At 45.1% G+C, this 21,534-nt stretch carries 22 protein-coding genes; 7 read left to right on the top strand and 15 right to left on the bottom strand.

Annotation, left to right across the window (positions count from 1 at the left end):
* Positions 1-7: 7 nt before the first annotated feature.
* Positions 8-1,207: a bifunctional phosphopantothenoylcysteine decarboxylase/phosphopantothenate--cysteine ligase CoaBC gene (gene coaBC, locus AAW31_RS16000; RefSeq protein ID WP_144412999.1), complete on the bottom strand. Its 1,200-nt coding sequence runs from the start codon at positions 1,205-1,207 to the stop codon at positions 8-10.
* A 131-nt stretch (positions 1,208-1,338) separates the two neighbouring features.
* On the opposite strand from coaBC, the gene radC reads away from it, so the two are divergent.
* The 3 genes from radC (at position 1,339) to rpmG (ending at position 2,527) form a co-directional block, all read left to right on the top strand.
* Complete coding sequence (gene radC / locus AAW31_RS15995) at positions 1,339-2,013, top strand: RadC family protein (protein ID WP_046850998.1); 675 nt, start codon at positions 1,339-1,341, stop codon at positions 2,011-2,013.
* A gap of 62 nt (positions 2,014-2,075) precedes the next feature.
* Positions 2,076-2,312 (top strand): 50S ribosomal protein L28, encoded by a 237-nt coding sequence (gene rpmB, locus AAW31_RS15990; protein WP_046850997.1) that lies wholly within the window; start codon positions 2,076-2,078, stop codon positions 2,310-2,312.
* Between the two features lie 59 nt (positions 2,313-2,371).
* On the top strand, positions 2,372-2,527 hold the full coding sequence (rpmG, locus tag AAW31_RS15985; RefSeq protein WP_046850996.1) for a 50S ribosomal protein L33: 156 nt from the start codon (positions 2,372-2,374) through the stop codon (positions 2,525-2,527).
* Positions 2,528-2,903: 376 nt separating this feature from the next.
* Here the strand turns inward: rpmG and AAW31_RS15980 are convergent, their stop codons facing one another.
* Together AAW31_RS15980 and tsaE are read right to left on the bottom strand one after the other, a co-directional pair.
* Positions 2,904-4,238, bottom strand: a complete 1,335-nt coding sequence (locus AAW31_RS15980) for an N-acetylmuramoyl-L-alanine amidase (RefSeq protein ID WP_082110500.1) — start codon at positions 4,236-4,238, stop codon at positions 2,904-2,906.
* A complete protein-coding gene (gene tsaE, locus AAW31_RS15975; RefSeq protein ID WP_052752308.1) occupies positions 4,220-4,708 on the bottom strand; it encodes a tRNA (adenosine(37)-N6)-threonylcarbamoyltransferase complex ATPase subunit type 1 TsaE in 489 nt (162 codons plus the stop codon). The genes AAW31_RS15980 and tsaE overlap by 19 nt, the downstream gene beginning before the upstream one ends.
* On the opposite strand from tsaE, the gene queG reads away from it, so the two are divergent.
* Positions 4,703-5,785 (top strand): tRNA epoxyqueuosine(34) reductase QueG, encoded by a 1,083-nt coding sequence (gene queG, locus AAW31_RS15970; RefSeq protein WP_046850995.1) that lies wholly within the window; start codon positions 4,703-4,705, stop codon positions 5,783-5,785. The genes tsaE and queG overlap by 6 nt on opposite strands.
* Positions 5,786-5,898: 113 nt before the next feature.
* On the opposite strand, the gene AAW31_RS15965 is transcribed toward queG, so the two are convergent.
* Entirely contained in the window at positions 5,899-6,261 is a 363-nt protein-coding gene (locus AAW31_RS15965) for an exosortase system-associated protein, TIGR04073 family (RefSeq protein WP_046850994.1), read from the bottom strand.
* A 215-nt stretch (positions 6,262-6,476) separates the two neighbouring features.
* The gene (locus AAW31_RS15960) at positions 6,477-8,192 is read right to left on the bottom strand and encodes a glutamine--tRNA ligase/YqeY domain fusion protein (RefSeq protein ID WP_046850993.1); all 1,716 of its coding nucleotides are present in this window, start codon (positions 8,190-8,192) and stop codon (positions 6,477-6,479) included.
* A gap of 174 nt (positions 8,193-8,366) precedes the next feature.
* Between AAW31_RS15960 and lysS the strand changes: the two genes are divergently transcribed.
* Positions 8,367-9,875 (top strand): lysine--tRNA ligase, encoded by a 1,509-nt coding sequence (gene lysS, locus AAW31_RS15955; protein ID WP_046850992.1) that lies wholly within the window; start codon positions 8,367-8,369, stop codon positions 9,873-9,875.
* A gap of 27 nt (positions 9,876-9,902) precedes the next feature.
* On the opposite strand, the gene AAW31_RS15950 is transcribed toward lysS, so the two are convergent.
* From AAW31_RS15950 to AAW31_RS15905, 10 genes are all read right to left on the bottom strand, one after another.
* Positions 9,903-10,862, bottom strand: a complete 960-nt coding sequence (locus AAW31_RS15950) for an ISAzo13 family transposase (protein ID WP_052752119.1) — start codon at positions 10,860-10,862, stop codon at positions 9,903-9,905.
* A 7-nt stretch (positions 10,863-10,869) separates the two neighbouring features.
* Positions 10,870-11,076: a hypothetical protein gene (locus tag AAW31_RS22300; RefSeq protein ID WP_046851550.1), complete on the bottom strand. Its 207-nt coding sequence runs from the start codon at positions 11,074-11,076 to the stop codon at positions 10,870-10,872.
* 627 nt (positions 11,077-11,703) lie between these two features.
* Positions 11,704-12,885 carry a S8 family peptidase gene (locus AAW31_RS15940; RefSeq protein WP_046850991.1) on the bottom strand — a complete coding sequence of 394 codons (1,182 nt, stop codon included), beginning with the start codon at positions 12,883-12,885 and terminating at the stop codon, positions 11,704-11,706.
* Positions 12,886-13,173: 288 nt separating this feature from the next.
* Entirely contained in the window at positions 13,174-14,349 is a 1,176-nt protein-coding gene (locus AAW31_RS15935) for an alkaline phosphatase PhoX (protein ID WP_046850990.1), read from the bottom strand.
* 13 nt (positions 14,350-14,362) lie between these two features.
* Positions 14,363-15,040, bottom strand: coding sequence for a 6-phosphogluconolactonase (gene pgl / locus AAW31_RS15930; RefSeq protein WP_046850989.1), 678 nt, complete (start codon positions 15,038-15,040; stop codon positions 14,363-14,365).
* Entirely contained in the window at positions 15,037-15,678 is a 642-nt protein-coding gene (locus AAW31_RS15925) for an HAD family hydrolase (protein ID WP_046850988.1), read from the bottom strand. The genes pgl and AAW31_RS15925 overlap by 4 nt, the downstream gene beginning before the upstream one ends.
* Positions 15,679-15,680: 2 nt before the next feature.
* A complete protein-coding gene (locus tag AAW31_RS15920) occupies positions 15,681-16,625 on the bottom strand; it encodes an NAD-dependent epimerase/dehydratase family protein (RefSeq protein WP_046850987.1) in 945 nt (314 codons plus the stop codon).
* Positions 16,615-17,556 (bottom strand): phosphoglycerate dehydrogenase, encoded by a 942-nt coding sequence (locus AAW31_RS15915; protein WP_046850986.1) that lies wholly within the window; start codon positions 17,554-17,556, stop codon positions 16,615-16,617. The genes AAW31_RS15920 and AAW31_RS15915 overlap by 11 nt, the downstream gene beginning before the upstream one ends.
* Positions 17,553-18,314, bottom strand: a complete 762-nt coding sequence (locus AAW31_RS15910) for an HpcH/HpaI aldolase family protein (RefSeq protein WP_046850985.1) — start codon at positions 18,312-18,314, stop codon at positions 17,553-17,555. Before AAW31_RS15910 ends, AAW31_RS15915 begins: the two co-directional genes overlap by 4 nt.
* 22 nt (positions 18,315-18,336) lie before the next feature.
* Complete coding sequence (locus AAW31_RS15905) at positions 18,337-19,086, bottom strand: 3-deoxy-manno-octulosonate cytidylyltransferase (RefSeq protein ID WP_046850984.1); 750 nt, start codon at positions 19,084-19,086, stop codon at positions 18,337-18,339.
* Positions 19,087-19,390: 304 nt separating this feature from the next.
* On the opposite strand from AAW31_RS15905, the gene AAW31_RS15900 reads away from it, so the two are divergent.
* Both AAW31_RS15900 and AAW31_RS15895 read left to right on the top strand, forming a co-directional pair.
* Positions 19,391-20,659, top strand: coding sequence for a hypothetical protein (locus AAW31_RS15900; protein WP_046850983.1), 1,269 nt, complete (start codon positions 19,391-19,393; stop codon positions 20,657-20,659).
* A gap of 41 nt (positions 20,660-20,700) precedes the next feature.
* A complete protein-coding gene (locus AAW31_RS15895) occupies positions 20,701-21,504 on the top strand; it encodes an FkbM family methyltransferase (RefSeq protein WP_046850982.1) in 804 nt (267 codons plus the stop codon).
* The last annotated feature ends 30 nt before the right edge of the window (positions 21,505-21,534 follow it).

The following is a 21,534-nucleotide window of genomic DNA, read 5'->3' as shown; positions in this document are numbered from 1 at the left end:
AAACGAATTAGTTAGGATATTGTTGATATAAGGTGGCGATATGCTCGATTAAGTGGCGCGCTTGATCAATTTTGGCTGCTTTAGGTAGCGTATGTTTGCCCTTCTCATCAAACAGTATTAAGGTGCTGTCATCTGTTCCCATGGCTTCCTGGGCCAAATTTGCCACAAGCAACGGCAGCTTTTTTTTGCGGCGTTTGCTTTCTGCGTTTTGATCAATATCTTCTGTTTCAGCCGCAAAACCAACACAGAAAGGGGGGGCGGGCAAATTAGCAACGTATTGCAAGATATCTGGATTGGGAACAAGTTCCAGCACCATTGTATTATCGGATTTCTTTATCTTCTGGGTGTGAGCGATGGCAGGACGATAGTCTGCGACTGCAGCGACGCTGATAAAAATATCGTTAAAAGTTACCTCATTCTTGACCGCAGTGAACATATCGTTAGCATTGGTGATCGGGATGAGTTTTTTAACAACAGGACTGGTTAAGCAGACTGGACCCGAAATGAGCGTGACTTCTGCGCCTGCCTCAAGGGCAGCTTGCGTGAGGGCGTAGCCCATCTTGCCAGAGCTTAAATTAATAATGCCGCGCACTGCATCAATCGCTTCAAAAGTGGGCCCGGCCGTAATGAGCACACGCTTCCCTTGTAATAGCCCTGGCTGAAAGAAATTGCGCACGGCTTCCAAAAGTGCTTGTGGCTCCAGCATACGCCCCATACCGGTTTCACCACAAGCTTGTATGCCATAAGCAGGGCCAAGCACAGTAATATGATCTTTTTGCAAAATAGTCAGGTTGCGCTGTGTTGCAGGATTTTCGAGCATCTGGCGGTTCATGGCGGGTGCAACCATCAACGGGCAATTACGCGCAAGGCATAACGTTGACAGTAGATCATCCGCCAGACCGTGAGCAATTTTGGCGATGAAATCAGCGCTGGCAGGTGCCACTAAAATAACATCAGTAGCACGCGATAATTCGATATGTGCCATGCTGTTATTAACAGCCTCATCCCAGAGCCGCGCGTAGACCGGTTTACCGGTCAATGCCTGTAAGGTGGCTGGTCCTAAAAAATGACAAGCTGCCTCTGTCATAACGGTTTGTACTTCAAACCCATCTTGTATCAGTAAGCGTGCAAATTCGGCAGCCTTATACGCTGCGATACCGCCAGTGATACCCAGTAACACACTCTTTTTAATCGGGGAATCTGTCACAATTATTTATACACGCGGATTAATGGAAAATAGAAAAATATGAATAAGCCAGCCTAAGTAATTTACTACATTCTTGGAAAAATTAGCCGTTAATTTAGTCACGACGATTTTTTTATCTGGTTCATTAAACAATGGCAATTACAGACTGGCCTGAATCCGAACGCCCGCGTGAGAAGCTCCTGAACAAAGGAGCAAAACATCTTTCAGATGCTGAGTTATTGGCCATCTTCTTACGCACGGGTATTGCAGGAAAAAGTGCAGTGGATTTGGCCAGAGAGTTATTAAAACATTTTGGAAGTCTGACCGAATTATTCCTGGCTGATCAAGAGGCGCTCTGTCAATTGCCTGGGATGGGGGTGGCCAAGTATGCACAGTTACAGGCTGTTCTGGAAATGGCGCAACGTGCGCTCAGAGAAGAACTAAAAAGTGGGGATATCATGGATTCGCCTCAATCAGTGCGTGATTACTTGCGCCTTAGCCTGGGTGGCAGGGAGCACGAGGTGTTTGTGGGTATTTTCCTGGATGCCAGAAATCGCACTATTGCTACTGAGGAATTATTTACGGGCACACTGACTCAAGCCAGTGTCTACCCGCGTGAAGTCGTTAAACGTGGCTTATATCATAATGCGGCGGCGATAATTTTTGCGCATAATCATCCGTCTGGCGTTGCAGAGCCCAGTAAGGCTGATGAGATACTGACTCAATCGCTGAAACAGGCGCTTGCACTGGTCGACATCAAGGTATTGGATCATTTCATTATCGGTGGTCGAGACACGCTTTCGTTTGCTGAACAGGGTCTGATATGAATTGAAGAATTCATCTGAATCAGGATATAATTATTTGTTTTTATAATGAGGAGTACGTAACCATGGCGCGAGTATGCGAAGTGACTGGTAAAAGGCCCATGACTGGTCATCATGTTTCCCATGCTAATAACAAAACAAAACGTCGTTTTCTGCCAAATTTACAACACCGCCGATTCTGGGTGGAAAGTGAGAAACGTTGGATTACCTTACGCTTGACCAATGCAGCACTGCGTACTATTGATAAAAATGGAATTGATGCTGTACTTGCCAAAATGCGTGCGCGTGGCGGGAACGTTTAGTTAGTGTGTTTAGTGTATAAGGTAACAGCCTTTACTTTAATTAAGATGGGAATGTAATTATGCGTGAAAAAATCAAACTGGAATCTTCAGCTGGAACAGGTCATTTTTATACCACAACCAAAAACAAGCGCACTAAACCTGAAAAACTAGAGCTTACCAAATATGATCCAGTGGTAAGAAAACATGTTAAGTACAAAGAAACAAAATTAAAATAACAAAAAATATTAAGTAATCCAATCGCTATTCTTATTTTTTGCTGCATGATTAAAAGTTTTTTTGCTCTGGCAAAAGCGTCATAACGACTAAATGTACCTAATCACCTTTTTTTCATGCGTAAATGAGTCAGGCTTGTTAAATCAACCCTCTCTGGGTATTGCCGGAGGGAAGCATCCGGCATAAGTGATCTTCTGGTAGCGCTCATAGAGTTTCTTGGAACGAATCAACTTCTTGTTGAGAATTTGGTTCATCTGTAAAGATATGATCCTTGGTTTTTTTGATTGGCACAAGTATTTGTCCCATTCTGGGATTGCTATTTTCTATTTATAGCAGTGATTGACAGAATGTGGAAATAAATACAGCGTGTGGTAATCATTACTCAGACTGAGCGACTTCAGTGCGTGCGAATCCTGAGTTGCTAGAAAAATAGCGCTTAATTCCGGCAGTGATCGCATTCGCCATTTTATCCTGGTATGTTTCACTTCTTAATTTTTCTTCCTCATTTGGATTACTGATAAATGCGGTTTCCACCAGAATGGAAGGAATATCCGGTGATTTGAGTACGGCAAAGCCTGCTTGTTCTACATTCCTCTTGTTGAGAGGATTGATATTACCAATTGCAGATAGTACGTTTCCGGCAAGCTTGATACTATCATTGATAGTCGCATTTAACGATAAATCTATTAATGTTTTTTTAAGATAGTGATCCTTATTATCAAGCTTAACTCCTCCGATTAAATCGGATTCATTTTCTTTTTTTGCTAACCAGTTTGCTGTCGTGGAAGTTGCTCCATTTTCAGATAATGCATAGACAGAAGAGCCGCGCACTTGAAGCCTCGGGACAGCATCCGCATGAATAGAGATAAACAAATCAGCATTTGCGCGGCGTGCTTTGGTGCGTCGTTCTTCCAGGGGGAGAAAATAATCATTATCACGGATTAATACCGCACGCAAGTTGGCTTCCTTATCAATTCTGGCCTTAAGCTTTTTTGCAATAGCGAGAGTGACATCTTTTTCTCGGGTACCACTCGGCCCAATTGCACCGGGATCCTTACCACCATGCCCCGCATCAATCGCCACGATATAATTTTTTGATGGCTTGCGGGCATTACGATCAAGATTTGTTGATAATCCTTCTGGCGGCTTGTGACTATTATTTTTCGTCGGCACCCTGGTTTCAAATTCTTGTACCAGTGCCATTAAGGGATCTTCTTTTTTATTAGATATGGCAGCCTGTTCGGGCGGATAGATATCCAAGACAAGGCGGTGACCAAATCCGTCCATAGGATCAAGGGTAAATGTCTTAGGCGCAGCGTTCATTTTTAGTCCGATAATCAGGCGGAGCATCTGAGGTCTTGAGCGTTCTACGCGCGCATCACGAATAAAAGGATCTTTAGCATCAACTTTTCCCGGCAGGCTTTCCAGTGCAGGGGTAAGCGTTACCCCTTCCAGATTCAGAATAATTCTTCTGGAATTATTTAATGTATCGAGGGTATAGTTGATCGGTAAATCGGATTCAAGCGTCAGGCGGGTATATTCTGGACCTGCCCAAAGACGTGTAGAAGTAATCTTTGTGTTGGCGAAGGCGCTATGGCTAAATAAGGTAATGAACGTGCATATTAATGAGAAACAAGCTAGCAATAAAACCTGAGGAAGTCTAGCTGCAATGATAGGGGAAGTAGTTGCAGAGGTTACCAATGTTTTAAGCATAGTTTTCCTTTTTCAGTTCCAGCCTGAATCTTAATTTCCCGACCCGATTGATGAAATCGAAAAAAAACCTTTATATCTGCATCTGGTAATAATTTATCAGCTTTTTCTGGCCACTCTAGTAGACAAATTGTGTTCTCATTAAAGTAATCACGGAAACCGGCTTCTTCCCACTCAATGGGATCGTTGAAACGATAAAAATCAAAGTGATACAAGTATAGCCTAGAGAATTTATAGATCTCAACCAAATTATAGGTTGGACTTTTCACTTTCCCCTGATAACCCATCGCGTGCAAGATGCCGCGTGTTAGCGTGGTTTTCCCGGCTCCGAGGTCGCCACAAAGGAAAACGATTAAACCAGGATGCAATATATTAGCAAACTTCTCACCCAGCGCTAACGTTGCTGTTTCATCGGCAAGCTGTAAAATAAAAGATTGCTCTGAACCGGGATCAGAAAGAAAAGGATTATGCAAGAAGAGACCTCCACAAATTCATCACTAGATGTTATTTTGTTAAAAGAATCTATCAAAAATTGGGGTAGACAGCTTGGTTTTCAAGATGTGCGTGTTGCTGATGCTAATGCTAACATGTCTTCAGTTGAAGCAGAACTATCTGCATGGTTGGATAAAGGTTTCCATGGTGACATGGATTATATGGTAAAACATGGCACCAAGCGAACTCGCCCTGCAGAGCTAGTACCTGGCACGCTGCGCGTGATTTCTGTACGAATGAATTATACTCCGCCAGCAGTGAAGGAGGGTTGGAGTATTCTCGAGGATGGCAACAAAGCATTTATTTCACGCTATGCTGTTGGGCGTGATTATCATAAAGTGCTGCGTATACGACTGCAGAAACTGGCTGATAACATTTCGGGCAAAATAGGTCCATTTAATTATCGAGTTTTCACCGATAGTGCGCCAGTAATGGAAGTAGAGTGGGCAAAGAAATCAGGCCTTGGCTGGCGTGGCAAGCATACTTTGTTGTTATCCAGAGAAGGGGGGTCGTACTTTTTTCTCGGAGAAATGTATACTGATTTGCCGCTACCTGTAGACGATCCGGTTGAAAGCTATTGCGGTAGCTGTACCCGCTGCATCGATATTTGTCCTACCCAGGCCATTATTGGGCCTTACCAGTTAGATGCAAGACGATGTATTTCTTATCTGACTATTGAGCTTAAGGGTAGTATTCCTGAAGCTTTGCGTACGCTAATCGGCAATCGGGTTTATGGTTGTGATGACTGTCAATTGGTTTGTCCTTGGAATAAATTTGCCAAAATTACACAAGAAGCCGATTTCGCCGTGCGTAATGGTTTGGATGATATCTCACTGGTGGAATTGTTTCAATGGAGCAAGGAAGAGTTCGAATCAAAACTTGCGGGTAGCCCTATCCGTCGCATCGGATATGAGCAATGGTTGCGCAATATTGCAGTTGGGTTGGGCAATGCACCCTCATCTCCGGCGGTCATTGAGGCGCTGCAAGCGCGCAATCATGATCCTTCGCCATTAGTACGTGAGCATGTCCGATGGGCACTGTGGCAGCATGAGAAATAGTTGATTTACTGCTGCTGCCTGATGTGGGTATAACATTCGGCAAGGATAGCATTTTCTCCAGAATCAGCTGTAGAGTGGATTCTGGAAAAATAATATAAAAATTACGTTATATCCTAGCGCATGCGCCAAGCGGAATAAGTCGTTTCTCTGTTGAAATCATCCCATATATAGGCAGGATTCGGTATGGGTGTAGTTGGGATCAGAAAAGTGGCAATATCGAGTGCTCCACACAAAGAACGTCCTATTGCATGAACAAGCCCAGTAAAGAAACCAGCCGTCATGCCATAGGCAGCGCCTTGACTACGACCCTTAATCATCATGGTTTTAGGAATTTCTACTACACCAGTGACTGCATTGGCGACACCAGTAGCCAGTTTTTCTCCAATTTGAATAGGGTAATCAGCTGCCATTGTTGCGGTTGGAAAAAAGAATGCCAGTGTGAACAATAACAGCAGCGATGCGATAGATTTTTTCATTGAGTTCTCCTAAATCAAAATAATACAGTAACTGCATCCGCTTAATGCAGCTACCCTGTTAAAGTAATCTCATAAAACATGACAATAGCACAATCTATCGCATTTCTTAAATGAGAATGGTTAATATCTGAAGGGTGGTTTCAGTGATTGACCCATTGATAATAGTGGATGGGGAGCCGCGAGCGGTGCCAGTTAATCAATAGTCTGCTTCAGATTTATTTAGAACGCCCTTTAGCTGTGATAGGCGCTTGCTCCTGAGCCATTTTTCCCCATGTATCACGTAAAGTAACCGCGCGATTAAATACCGGTTTTCCAGGTTGGGTTTCCATGCGATCCGCCACAAAATAGCCATGACGTTCAAACTGGAAACATTGTTCAGTTTGTGCGTCAAGTAGCGAAGGTTCAACCAAGGCGGTTATGGTTTGTTTTGAATGAGGATTCAAGTAGGATTTAAAGTCTTTGTCGCCAGTATCAGGGTAGGGATGATTGAATAGCCGATCGTACACTCTTGTTTCTGCTGGTTGTGCATGCCTGGCAGATAACCAGTGAATATTTCCCTTGACCTTGCGGATATCGGCGCCGGCTGTGCCGCTTTTGGTAGCTGGATCATAAACGCAATGTATTTCTTCTATCATGCCTTGGTCATTTTTGACCACAGAGACACATTTTATCAGGTAGGCATAGCGTAACCGAACTTCTGCCCCAGGTGAGAGGCGGAAATAGCCTTTGCTCGGAATTTCCATGAAATCATCCTGCTCAATATAAACGGTTTTGGTCAGGGGCAACATGCGTTTACCCCATTCTGGCTTTTGCGGATGATTCGGTGCATAACATGCTTCTTCCTGATCCTCCGGGAAATTATCAATGATGAGTTTCAATGGTTTTAATATGCCAATTCGGCGTAAAGCATGCTCATTGAGATCTTCTCTCAGGCAATCTTCTAAAACGGTCATGTCTATCCAGGAATCCGCTTTGCTGATGCCGATACGTTCAGTAAACAGGCGAATTGATGCCGGGGTATAGCCACGGCGACGCAGACCCGCCAGGGTATTCATACGGGGATCATCCCATCCCTCCACGAAATGACCTTCTACCAGCTCAATCAGCTTGCGTTTACTCATCACACAATAAGTGAGATTGAGCCGGGCAAACTCGATTTGCTGGGGATGGCAGGGAACTTGCTCAACTAACTGGTCTAACACCCAATCATACAGTGGGCGATGGTCTTCAAATTCCAACGTGCAAAGAGAATGGGTGATATGTTCAAGTGCATCTGAGATGCAATGAGTAAAATCATACATGGGATAAATGCACCACTTATCACCAGTCCGCTGATGATGAATATGGCGAATACGATAAATGACCGGATCGCGCATATTAATGTTGGGAGAAGTCATGTCAATTTTAGCGCGTAATACATGTGTGCCATCTGGGAATTCACCTGCACGCATGCGCCGGAACAAATCCAGGCTTTCTGCTGCGGGGCGATCGCGATAAGGGCTATTTTGCCCTGGCTGAATCAAGCTGCCGCGCAATTGCCGGATTTCCTCTGCGGATTGGCTATCGACATACGCCTGACCTTTTGTTATCAGATATTCAGCGAATTCATATAGTTTCTCAAAGTAATCAGATGCATAATAAATATGCTCTCCCCAATCAAAACCCAACCATCTGACAGAATCACAGATGGCATCTACGTATTCTTGGGCTTCTTTTTCTGGATTAGTATCATCAAAGCGCAAATGACAGACACCACCATAATCGCGAGCAAGGCCAAAATTGAGACAGATGCTCTTGGCGTGGCCAATATGGAGATAACCATTGGGTTCTGGTGGAAAACGTGTTTCTACTCGTCCATTCCATTTACCGCTACGGTTATCCTCATCAATAATATTACGAATGAAATTTGAAGAAATAGTTAAGGTGTTCACAAATTTATCTTTCTAATTGGGTTGCGAATGCGATCATTAAAAGAACTATAATACAGGCCATCTTATTATAGAGTGTGTTTGACCTGCAAAAACCAGAATAAATGTGTTAAATGAACGCAGCGCAAGCTGCTTAAACAGATCAGAACCGAATTTTATCAAGTATTTTAAATTGTTATGACTCAAGAAACTCAATCTGCCATTTCCCAGGACGAAAACCATATTATTGCAGAACGGCGTGCTAAACTGGCCGAGCTGCGCAAAAGCCGTAATGCTTTTCCCAATGATTTTCACCGCGATAGCCTAGCCTCAGAATTGCATCATCACTATCACGCGCATAGCAAGGAGGCATTGGAGACAGAGCAAATTGTAGTGAAGGTAGCAGGGCGTATGATGTTCAAGCGCGTCATGGGTAAAGCAAGTTTTGCCATCATTCAAGACATGAGTGGACGCATCCAGCTATATGTTTCCAATGATCATACCGGCCAGGCTGAGCATGAAGCGTTCAAGCATTACGATTTAGGTGATATTTTGGGGGCTGAGGGGGTTTTGTTCAAAACCAAAACGGGCGAATTATCTGTACGCGTCACTCATTTGCAGCTGCTGACTAAATCCTTGCGTCCATTGCCGGAGAAATTTCATGGTCTGGCTGATCAGGAGCAGAAATACCGCCAACGTTATCTTGATTTAATGAGCAATGAAGAGACACGTCAGGTTTTCACAATACGCTCTAAAGTGATCCAGGCTATTCGGGAGTTTCTGGTAGCGAGGCACTATCTTGAAGTAGAAACACCCATGATGCATGCTATTCCAGGTGGTGCGTCTGCGCGACCTTTCATCACTCATCATAATGCACTCGATATGGCGCTCTATCTGCGCATTGCGCCTGAGCTCTACCTGAAGCGCCTGGTAGTCGGCGGGATGGAGAAAGTTTTTGAGATTAATAGGAATTTCAGGAATGAAGGCATTTCTACCCGGCACAATCCTGAATTCACCATGCTGGAATTTTATGAAGCCTACCAGGACTATGTTTATTTGATGGATTTAACTGAGTCCATGTTGAGGGAAGTCGCGATGAAAGTACTCGGAACAGTCCGATTCACCTACCAGGAGCGTGAAATCAATTTCTCACGACCCTTTGCCAGGATGACCATCACTGAGGCGATACTAAAGCATTACCCGGAATATACCGCTGCTCAGCTGAATGATCGCACTTTTCTGATTGGTCGGATGGAGGAATTGAACATTGCGTATAATCCTAAGGATGGGCTAGGCGGATTACAGCTTTCCCTCTTTGATGAAACCACAGAACATCTATTATTCGAACCTACTTTTATTATCGATTATCCCGCAGAGGTCTCTCCTCTGGCGCGGCGCAATGATCATAACCCAGAAATTACCGATCGTTTCGAGCTTTATATCGCAGGTCGTGAAATTGCCAATGGTTTTTCAGAATTGAATGATCCGGAGGATCAAGCCACACGTTTCTTAGAGCAGGCCAAAGCTAAAGAAGCAGGCGATGCAGAAGCTATGCATTATGATGCGGATTACATTCGGGCACTGGAATATGGACTGCCGCCAACGGCAGGAGAGGGAATTGGTATCGATCGGTTGATCATGTTGCTAACCGATAGCCCCAGTATTCGGGATGTTATTTTGTTTCCCCAATTGCGACGGGAAGATTAGGATTTAGCTAAAAATAACTTCCCGAAATCAGATTGTTTGTGGGACTGCCCGGTAGTTCCAGCGAGGAAGATAGTCATCAAAGATGATCCTCATATTTTCAAGAAAATTCTCTGCACACTTTTTTCCTGTAACGTAAATCCCGGTCAATATATCCACGGTTACTTTTAAACCCTTGCAGGTTTTAGTCTTCTCCATAAATTGTTTGGCAATGGCGACCGAATGAAACACCACACCCTGGCAGGCACGCGTAATGTGCGAAAACAACCGGTGTTCAATAGGGTTGTACTTTGAGCAGTAAGGCGGATAGTGGGCAACACGAATTTCCAGTCCCAGCCGTTTGGCAAGTACCTGCAAAGCTTCCTTGAACACATGTCGATTGGCGGCGTTACTGCCGCCACCATCACAGAGAAGCAACAACCGCCGGGCCTTGGGATAGTGCTGGCAACCCTGCTGTTTCCACCAATGCGCAATACTGTCGCAACAAAATTCACTGGTATCGTGGCTGGTATTTAGGTTCATATGCCCTTCGTTTCGCGCCAGATCATAGATGCCATGCGGAATCAATTTGCCTTCACCGGCACTGGGAAAATCATGATCCAAAGCATCTACAGGCGTCTGTGTATAGGTGTAACCTTCTCGACTGAAATTGCCAATCAATTCCTTCTTTTTGGAATCAATACTGATCACGGGCTCTTCCTTGGCCATATACGCTGCCTTAAGTCTGGCAATGTTTTGAAACTGGGCATCCCGATCAGGATGGGCTCCCAGCGTTTTTTTCTTACGCGTTTTACGCTGTCCTAAACCATGTTTCTTTAATAATTTACGTACCGTATACCGACTTGCTGATGTGCCCATTTCAGCCAGGCGGCGACTAATCTCGCAACGTGATAGATTGGTCCATAAGACACCTTCGCGCATCGGATCGCCGGCGGTAAATTCCGCAAGTAGCCTGAGGAAATTTTCTTCCAGGGTAGGCTTGTGAACCATTGCATTTTTACGTCCCGCACCTTTTTTTTCTGATCCGGCTCGGCGCAGGATCCTCACTCACCTCCAGTTCTACCAGACCGCGTCGCACCGTCTTGGGATCCATATCAAATAACCCAGACACATACTCAATACCGCCGTGCCCTAGCTTGGCCGCTTCAATCCCCGCATACCGCCGCCGATCCTTTTCTGATAGCATCAGAAACAACCGCTGCATCTTCAGTTCAATGCTTTTATCGTAAATAGCCACAATTTGTCATTCACCAATTATAAATTGGCTTTATTATCCATAATCCTGCATGAACATTCTAATCCAATTTCTGGAAGTTATTTTTGACGACATCCTAAGGGGTGAATTTATGTCCTTATCGAAATGCGTCTGAAGCAAGGGCTGTGCGGTTACACTATACGCAGGCGAACAGGAAGGCCAAGTAACACCATACAAGCCAAATCCGAAGCCATCAAAATCACCATGGAGCTCACGAGTCGGATCAACGTGATGCTTCTCAGTAGCACGAGTAATACAATACTGTGGATCGGTAAAGGATTTTGTATATAGGTAGCAATAAAGAAACTGATAATGATTCAATAATTTCTTTAAAAATAGATGTTCGCAAACTTATCGCGAGAAGTGATGGCCAGAGACAAGGGTAGGTCATAAGTTGTGGTGCCGGCACAGAAAAGAATACAAATTTTTTTCTCGGTCATCCTGAATTCTTCGTAAGAACAATAAACTACGCTTCCTGCTTATTTGTAAATTAGGAGGAGAAAGATCGCCTGCCTACAACTTTCCCCTCGAGTTAAACGCTTGTTAGTATTAAACTATCAGAAATTCATCGGGCGGTTATGCTTGAGGAGCACGAACCAGACCTATTCCGATATCAAAAGGATCCAGGCCGGTTTGTAAACCTTGAAGGGTCGCGCTACCGACAAGTCGACTTGTTAATGACAAGGGAGTAAGAATACCGACGCTCTTAATTTGCTCAGCCCAAAGGGCTGCAACGCCGGCGACATGAGGTGTGGCCATACTAGTTCCACTCATGTCTTGGAAGCCTCCTCCTGGCTTGGCAGAAGTGATATTCATACCTGGCCCGGAAATATTAGCACCGGTATTTGAGAAATAGGCTACTGTTAAACCTTGCTCTCCCTGCCCTAAGGCCGCAACAGAAATGATACCTTCCGAGATTGCGGGGGGAGAAACAGTGATCTCAAAATCAGGATTAACGTCCCTTCGACTCTCGTTGCCGGCTGCGGCTATGATCACAGATGCCTGTCCAAAAGCGTTTTGAGCTCTGAGCAGGGACGCTACTCTATCAAAAAGCTGCACATTGGCTCGGTAGCCTTCCAATGCTCGGGAAGTTGCTAATTCAGACGGATACCCTTGCGTTACCAAATCATTAACGAGTCCGGGGAAATCAATGCCCAGTGACATGGAAATCACATTGGCACCATTATCTACCGCCCATTGTATCGCCTTGACGATGGATTCGCTCGAACCTCCATTCTGCCCTAATACTTTACCAATCAAGGCTTTACTAACACCAGTTGCCACACCGATCCGCTGGCTTCCAGTAGTTCGTCCAAAGATAGTCCCAGCACAATGGGTGCCATGGCCATGCTGATCACCGTTACCCTCGCCAGTGAAATCTTTTTCGATAATTTCCACTCCGGCAAACGCAGGGTGATTTGCATCGATGCCTGTGTCGAGGACAGCCACGGTAATGCCTTTGCCACTAAATGGAGAAGTGTCCGCTCCCACAGCTTTTACTCCCCAGGTGACATCTTCGGCGGCAGGAGTCGCAGTAGCTTCAAGTGGGGCAATTAGCTTCATGGGAATAGAGGGAGCGACGGCCAGCACGTCCCGTTTCTCGGTCAATGCATGAACCTGTTGGCGTTCGATATGTTCAATTTCTACTAACAACGGCGCACCCATGGATGCGTCGGCAGTAGGTAGATTAGAAGGTCCGAGGAGCGTATTGCGTGAGATTGTTGATGGAGAACGTAACACAATGTGATTCTGTTTCATAAACTTCTCCTTATTTAAAGATAGATTCAAGATTGAAGTATCAGTCTTGTAGCGTGAGTTCACCATAAGGAAAGCTGTAAAAAGAACCTGAATTTCCTATGAAGAAACAATTTTGGAAAAGGTTTCATCATGGGAGGAGGTAGGTTCCGATGGATACTATAGCGATTTTTTGTGCGATTGACGATTTTTGTAAAAGATTTCGGCCGTGGTGGGAGCAGCGCCTATCTGAGTTAGTACTGGAACAACGTCGGCGTTTTGAATATGATTCCAATGTTTTTCAGAAACCTACTAGCATGGAGACGTTATTTCAAAGGTCACTCCATTTTCATTACGGCCGGTTTTTCCTCTTTGCGAGCTGAAATACAAGCGTGATCCATCGGGACTAAAAGCAGGTCCTGCTATTTCTGAGTGGTCATGGCCGACCAGTTGTAGCAAGGGTTTGATTATTTTATCGGATAAAATCACGATTTGCATATTTCCGCCATCCTCTGCGACCAGCAGTTCACCGGCAGCATTGGCGATAATATTGTCCACACCGCTCAAAGCGGGTGAAGTATAGCGGGCGGCATCATAAATGATATCAAGATGGTGAGTATGGGTGTCATAAGCCCATACCCGATTATCGCCTTTGGTTGTGAAGAAAATGATGCCGTGGTGATACCAGATTCCTTCACCGCCATTAAAACGGCTACATTGTTTGATTTGTTTGCGTGTGGCAATTCTAATCGCCTCAGGATCAGGTAGACGATGCCAGCGTACCGTTTTCTGACGATCACCCAGTATTTCAGCTACTTCCAGAAAACCATCTTCCAGATCAGGGTAGCCAGCAGCATTGAGTGAATAGGAGGTATAACGATAGAAACAACCATCAGGCTCGTCTTCGGTAAGATAAAGCTGTTTATTTCGTGTATCGACAGCTACGGCTTCATGTCTGAAGCGTCCGAGCGCTTTTCTGACTTGTGCTGGTTTTTTTCCATAGGGATCACATTCCCAAACTAAACCGTGTTTAACTTCTTCACAAGAGAGCCATGTCTGCCACGGTGTGGCTCCACCGGCACAATTAAAGTGGGTATTTTTCAGGATGGGATAGGCATTGATCAACTTTCCATTTTGATCAAAGTGAAGTGCGCCTGCTCCGCCAGCCCTATTTTTCATTTCGCTATTGGAAACATAAATCCAGCCACCCTCATCGGTAGCAAAGGTGTTGCCCCCATCAGGTGCAGCGTGCCATCGATAACCAAACAGATTTTGCCCGGAATAGGCAACAATGCGAGAGGAATAGCCTTTGGGTAGGCGAACCCCATTTTGGTCAGGGGCTTGCAGAGGCCCAATTGATGCTAGACTTGATGTGGCTGCTTTGCTGGTGCTGACAGCCAGTAAATGGTGAGTCATCAGGCTGGCTAATCCGATGCAACCATATCGGAGCAGTTTTCGGCGCTGAAAATCGACATAACTACTTTTCATAAAAGAGCAGCGGCTAATTGGTTTCAAAAATAGTGATCGGCGATTGACACTGCTGTACCAGTTGTACAAACGGAATAAAGGGATCAGGATGATTGATTAATCGATCGAGTAATTGTCGTTTGGCAATACTTGTAACGACAAGCGCAATATGACAGCTGCTGGCCAGTACCGGCAGGGCCAGACTGATGCGCGAACTCGGTGCCAACGGTGGTTCAGCTGCCTGGCACAAATAGGGCGTATCCTGATCGGGAGTCATGCCAGGAAACAGGGAGGCAATATGCCCATCTTCTCCCAATCCTAAGACTGTCAGATTAAACGGTCGCGGGAGCTGGCAGAGTCGTTCATGCACCGTAGCCAGTGCTTCGGATGGGTGAGCATGCGGTGTTTTCAATCCGATGAAATGAGCTTTCTCCGCCTTATCCTTTAGCAAATAGCTGCGTACCAGCCGTTCATTGGAGGCATCTGCTTGGGTTTCCACCCAACGTTCATCGCTTAACGTAATATAGACACGTTCCCATGGCAAGGCCTGACGGGCGAGTGCAGGCAGGTAATCACGTGGTGTTTTCCCACCGGGTACCACCAAGCTTACATTATTGTTTTGCATGAGCGCATCGCGCAGAATCGAGGCAGCAAAATCAGCGAAAGAAGCACTTAACTCATGCATGCTGTTATAGAAACGACGTTCAATCATAGTGTGAGTGCACACAAATCAGGAACAATCTTGACCTGTCTGGGAAAAGGATTCTCGTCACCTGGGCGGACACGGCCCAGGAATGCTGTTCCGTTCATAGTAGCGCCGTGATAGTCGGCCATGGCATCACCAATCATCAGGACCTGTTCGGGAATGAGCGCATAGCTAGTCAATATTTCTGCAATTAAGGTCTGTTTAGAGAGTGGAGAGCCCCGTACCTCGGTAAAGTGAGGTGATAGACCACGTCGCTCAACAATCGTTTTAAGTTCATTCTCCGGTGTGCCAGAAGCGACAAACAAAGGAATCGTTGCAGCTGCCTTCTGAATCAATGCCTCAGAACCTGGCACAGCTTGGCTAGCGATAACAGCTTCAATCACAAGTTTTGAAAAACGTTGATCAAGCGATTGTTCTTCTTTCATTGTCAAGGAGGGCTTACCTAGCAAATGCTGCTGAAAATAACGGAATTTGTGGTAACGGGACATGCCGCCGTTTTGCTGATGGTAGCGTATTACCTCAGTGACAATTTGCTCACCGTAAGAATGATACAGCTCAGCAAAAGCCTGAGTTTTGATATCACCAGATTCAACGATGACACCATCAAAATCAAAGATAATGGCTTGCCAGTCTTTTATATGCATATTCAGGCTTTATTGTCAGAGGTGGAGGGAGTGGCGTCATCATCTTCATTCGCATGATGGATGTGCTGGTGAATTTCCCTGAGGCAGTCCAGCAACCCTTGGCCTAAATCGACGTGTTCATTGAGTACCAGTTTACGTCCGATGCGCGGCTGAAAGGCATAAGGCGTGATCTCGTAATGATGGACAGCGTTAGCTTCCTCAAAATGCAATTGAACTGACCATGGCATGATTTCAGAGATCATGGTCATTACGTCGCGGATACGCAGTTTTTCCTGACCTGTCAGGATCAAGTGTCGATTGGCAAACTCTGGAGCGAGCACTTGCACGCTCATGCGCGCAGCATCTTCGACATGGATGTATTCGCGCATGGCATTGCCACTGCCGTGATAGGTGATCGTATGTTTTTGCACCGCTTCATGTAACATACGATAAATACCATTACGCAGATCGGAGCGCCGACCATATAATGAGCCATAGCGCAAAATGGTATATTCCAATCCATAACGTTCATGATAAGTTTCGGTGAAACGTTCGGCTGCTTGTTTACTGGCACGATAAAAGGAGCCCGATTCAGAATACACATACACGCTGCTGGCAAAGATAAAACGGCGCGCGCCCACTGATCGTGCTGCTTCCAGCACATGCATGTTCCCCAGCACATTGATGGTGGCGGTGGCGAGTGGTTTATCATGTGCTTCGTCGATATCAGCGATAGCGGCAAAATTGTAAACAGCAGCCGCGCCTTTTGCCGCTTCGATTACTTGTTCAATATCCATGAGGTCCCCAACGATCATTTCCTGATCAGGTCTTTGGTAAGGGGAGGGGGAACGATCAAACAGGCGAACCCGATAGCCTGCTTCCGACAGCGCATCTGCGACATGGCTACCTAAAAAGCCACTGGCACCAAATACGACAGCAATTTCATCAGATGCTAACTTATTTTCCATCAATTAACCCTATGTTGACTAAGTCATGCAATAAATTGTCCGCTGCTTCCACTTCCATGCGGTAGCGTGATTCTTTGGCAAGCGATCCAATATGCGACGTTAACGTAATATTGTCGCATTGGAGTAGAGGACCTTGATATGGTTCCTGTTCGAATACATCGAGTGCAGCGCCCCCTAAATATCCTGAGACCAATGCATCATGAAGCGCCATTTCATCAACTAGTCCGCCCCGTGCCGCATTGATAACGATAGCGCCTTTTTTCATCCGTTTGAATGCAGCATCATCTATGAGATGATGGGTAGCGCTGCTATAGGGGAGATGGAGACTAATGATATCTGCTTCTGCCAAAAGTTGCTCCAGCGGCATGAGCGTGACACCAGCGGGCGTTTGCGGTAAAAGATAAGGGTCGTGCGCGATTACGGCTGCTTCAAAAGCTTGACATAGCCGCGCAACACGTCGACCAATATATCCCAGGCCGACAATACCCACTGTTTGAGCAGCCAGTAAATGCCCTTGCGTGCGTGGCCATGCACTAGTGCGCAACATCCGGTCAGTCTGGCTTATTTGTCGGAGTGTGGCGAGCATCAGCCCGAGTGTCAGTTCGGCAACTGCCTGGGCTGGCGCTTGGGGAGTATTAGAAACAGCGATATTGCGCTGTTTGGCGGCAGCTAAATCAACGCTATCCAGACCGGTTCCGCAGCGCGAAATCACCTTGAGGCGGTTTGCAGCAGCAAAGACACGTTCAGTGAGGGGTTCAATCCCTGCTAACAAGCCCACCGTGTCTTTATCTAATAATGCAATAATTTCTTCTTCAGTTAACTTGCGCCGATGAGGATTAGTCATAACCGTCCATCCCGCTTTGAGCAAATGCTGGATGGATGGGTTGTTGTCAATGTCAAATGAAGAAGTGGAAATGACGACTTTATTCATAGCTGGGATCTTATGGTTTGCATGTGATTGCGGCAGAGTGTATCAAGAATACGGATATCGAGGCTGTAGCCAAGAAAATTAAAACCGGCGTTAATACGTTGTTGTAATGCATCTGGCTCAGGCTCAATGACATGAATGCCTCCTGGTTTGCTCAGGCGATGTCCGGCATCCAATATCTGCTGGATGGCATCGTGTACTTGTGGATGATCAAGTTCACCTGGCCGCCCCATTGAGCCAGATAAATCATAAGGACCAATGATATAAGCATCTATCCCTGGTACCGAAAGAATCGAATCAATGTGATAGACAGCATCTACATGTTCAATCATGGCAATGATTACTGCATTATTTTTCAACCACTGCCGATATTCATGAAAAAGAGCACCATAACCTTGCGCACGTGCTAATCCAACTCCTCGTTTTCCTTCCGGAGGATAATACACGGCTTCTACTGCTGCTTGAGCATCTGCGGCAGATTTGATCATGGGCACCATAATGCCCGTTGCGCCTGCATCCATCACGCGCTTAATCTGATCCGGATGATTGGAAGTAAGTCTGACAATTGCCGGACAGTGTTTACCATCGAGTACCTGGATAATTGTCTGTACTTCGCTTAATTCCAGCACGCTATGCTCCATATCCAGCACTAACCAGTCAAAGCCGGCTGAAGCCATAATTTCGGCAATAGCGGGATGCCCAAGTGTAATCCATGAACCAATCGTCAACTCGGAGCGTGCAAGTTTTGCTTTTAATTGCATGAAAAGTCCTTAAAGAAAATCGTTAATAGCTGCTCAGCAATGGATCTGGTTCCATCAGCTTGGAAACACGTGCCAAATCGGCTTCAGTGTCGACGGCTTGACTGTTGAACTCGGTTTCTACCATCTTGACTCGAATGTTGTGTTCCAGTAAACGCAACATATCAATTGATTCAAGTTGCTCCAATGGCGTGGTCGGTAATTGGGTATAATGGAGTAGCGTGGCGCGTCTAAAAGGAATGATACAAACCTGCTTATAAGCAGAAGTTGAGGCAAAGCCTGATTTAGCCAATGTAGGAATGGGCTGGCGTGACATGTACAAGGCATCTCCTCGTTGATTCATGATGACTTTAATAGTATTGACATCATAGAAATCAGCTTCGTTTTCGATACGTCGAACAAGATTGACACAACCTAATTGTGGATCGGTACGAAACGGGGCGACCGCAGTATCAATCATGCGCGGGTGTGTCATGGGTTCATCGCCCTGGACCATTACAATGAGTTCTGCATCCAGGCCAGCAATCGCTTCTGCAACGCGATCACTCGCACGCTCATGCTTGTCTGAAGTCATGATGACAGATGCACCAAAAGCTTCTGCAGTTTGTTGAATTTCTTCATCACAGGTCGCAATATAAGTTGCATCGAGTGCATCACTTAAAGCAACGCGTTTATAAACATGTTCTAACATGGTGCGTCCGAGCAATTTGGCAAGTGGCTTGCCTGGGAAGCGAGATGAGCCCATACGTGCGGGAATGATAGCGATTGTTTTCATGATAAGTTAATGCTTGGTAATGATTTATTTATCGGGATTAAGAGGCGAGGAAGTCAAGTTTAAGCCATGAAAGACTATCTCATTTGTCCTGAAGATTGATTGGGAGGAAGTCGAATCTCTTGCAAAAATAAAGTAACCTGGCTGCTTTTTTGGTAAATAAGGAACTGGACGTGTAAAATTGTTCACATGGATTTTCGCATAACTTCTACTGCCTGATACTCAGAATATTGATTATTTCTGATCTGACTCATAAAAAATTGCAGATAGATTATTCATCTTAAACGCTTGTAATCATAACACAGGTATGAAAGCTCTCTTTTTTCTTCGTCATTATAACGATATCGATCATATTACCCCCGTTATCTCCAAGTGGATCGATGCGGGCCATACCTGTGATGTCATTTTGATTGGGGCTAAGCGATTTCGCTATGATTTTCGTATTTCCTTTTTAAGTCAACTGTCAGGCGTTAGGGTTGCGCATATCCGCGAAATATTTTCAACTGTTCAATTTCTCAAATGGCGCTTGCAGATGTTATTGTTGACGGGTAATTTACGCCGCTTATTTATCGGGCCTTTTATCCGTTGGTTGGCAGATAGTTACGATGCTAAGCGGCGTGCGCCATTATGGCGAGCTACTGCAGAGCATTTACTAACGCGCAGCTTTGAGCATTCCAACAAGGGTGTGATTGCTTTTGACTGGATTGAACGAAACTCCGTGATTGCTGTGGAGTGGGTTGAGACTGTGGTTGCCATGGCGCGAGAAAGAGGATTAGGTACGGTTTCATTGCCACACGGTGATAGTCCGCATGCCAATCAACTTATCCGACGAGGAGAGTGGCATGTTGGCCCTGATTCTTTATTCTCAACAGCGCAGATCTTCGATAAACTCGTGGTTCCAAATGAACTTTGCGCAAAACGTTTCCGACCTTTCCTGGAAGAGCGCTCGATCGCCATATTAGGGTCACCGCGCTACAGTGAAGAGTGGTTAGCCAAATTGGCAAAACTGATGCCTCTTTCGCCTTTAACTCGCTCCGATAGTCGTCTCAAGATAGTCATGTTTCTGAGAAAGGCAAACTTTACGACCTTCTGGGAAGAGGTGAATGAGGTCGTACACCTGATTGCCGCCTTTCCCGGGGTGGAGCTTGCGATCAAACCTCACACACGCAGTGGATGGAAACAGTCTTTGACCAAAAACAAAACCCTGAAGCAATTACCGAATGTCACCATTGCAGGCGATGAGGTGCATTCCATTCATTTGATGAACTGGGCAGATATTTGTATTGATTTGGCTACTTCCGTAGTCTTTGAAGCTGTCAGAGTCAAGAAGCCAGTATTGGCTGCCGATTATCTTCATGCCGGTCGCTCAGCCATCGCCGTTTACATGCCCGAGACTGAATTACGTTGCCGGGATGATGTATATGAAAAAATAAATAATTTTCTTTCTCACGGCTGTCATGATTTTTACATTGAAGAACATCGCCAACATTTTCTGCGAGAAATGCTCGATGTATCAGGACCAGAAGTATTGTCTCGCTATGTCGCATTACTTGAGACAGCCGCGGGGCGTCACTAAGGTTATTAGCAAGATTTTATTTTGATGAGGTCAATGAGTTTATGCGATCCTTATGGACTGCAATAAAATATGTTTTTTCGATTAATTTTCTAAAAGACCTGATAGTAGGCGCTTATTGGATTAAAGGCGGCTATACCAATATCAATGTCAGAGGGTTATCTATTCTGATCACAATAGATCATTGGCGCATTCTCAAACGAGCAAAAACTTATACGGTTAAAGAACCGGATACCTTGGATTGGATTGATCATTTTGATCCAGGGTCATGCTATTTCGACATTGGTGCCAATATAGGTCAGTATTCGCTTTACCCTGCCAAAAAATACGGTCGTGAAGTTGAGATTTATGCATTCGAACCGCAGAGCAATAATTACTACGCACTCAACAAAAATATTTTTTATAACAATCTTAAAGATCACATCAGTGCTTATTGCGTGGCAGTCTCAGGCAAAAGTGAATTCTCTAAATTGTATGTACCTAAATTTATTCCGGGTGGAAATCGTTCCCAATTTGGAGAAGAATCGCTGGATACGATGAAAGTCCCTACTTCACATATTCAAGGTATGTTTGGAGTAACTTTGGATGATTTATGTGGCAAGTGGGGTTTTCCTTACCCAAACTATATTAAGATTGACGTCGATGGGATAGAAATTCCTATTCTTAAGGCAGCAGAAAAAGTATTAAGCCACCCCAATCTTAAGTCAGTGATCGTTGAACTTGGTACGACTGCAGAACAACAAGAGGCCATTACCATCATGAAGCAGGCTGGGCTCGAGTTGAAACAAAAAGCGAATAAAAACTGGGGTGAGACCTATTTTATATTTGAAAAAAATAAAATTTCTTAAATCTCTTCTTAAAATTTTAATTAAATTGAT

Source organism: Nitrosomonas communis (assembly GCF_001007935.1).
GTDB lineage: Bacteria > Pseudomonadota > Gammaproteobacteria > Burkholderiales > Nitrosomonadaceae > Nitrosomonas > Nitrosomonas communis.
Note: the sequence above shows the minus strand (reverse complement) of the source record. Positions and strands in the feature narration are given on the sequence as shown.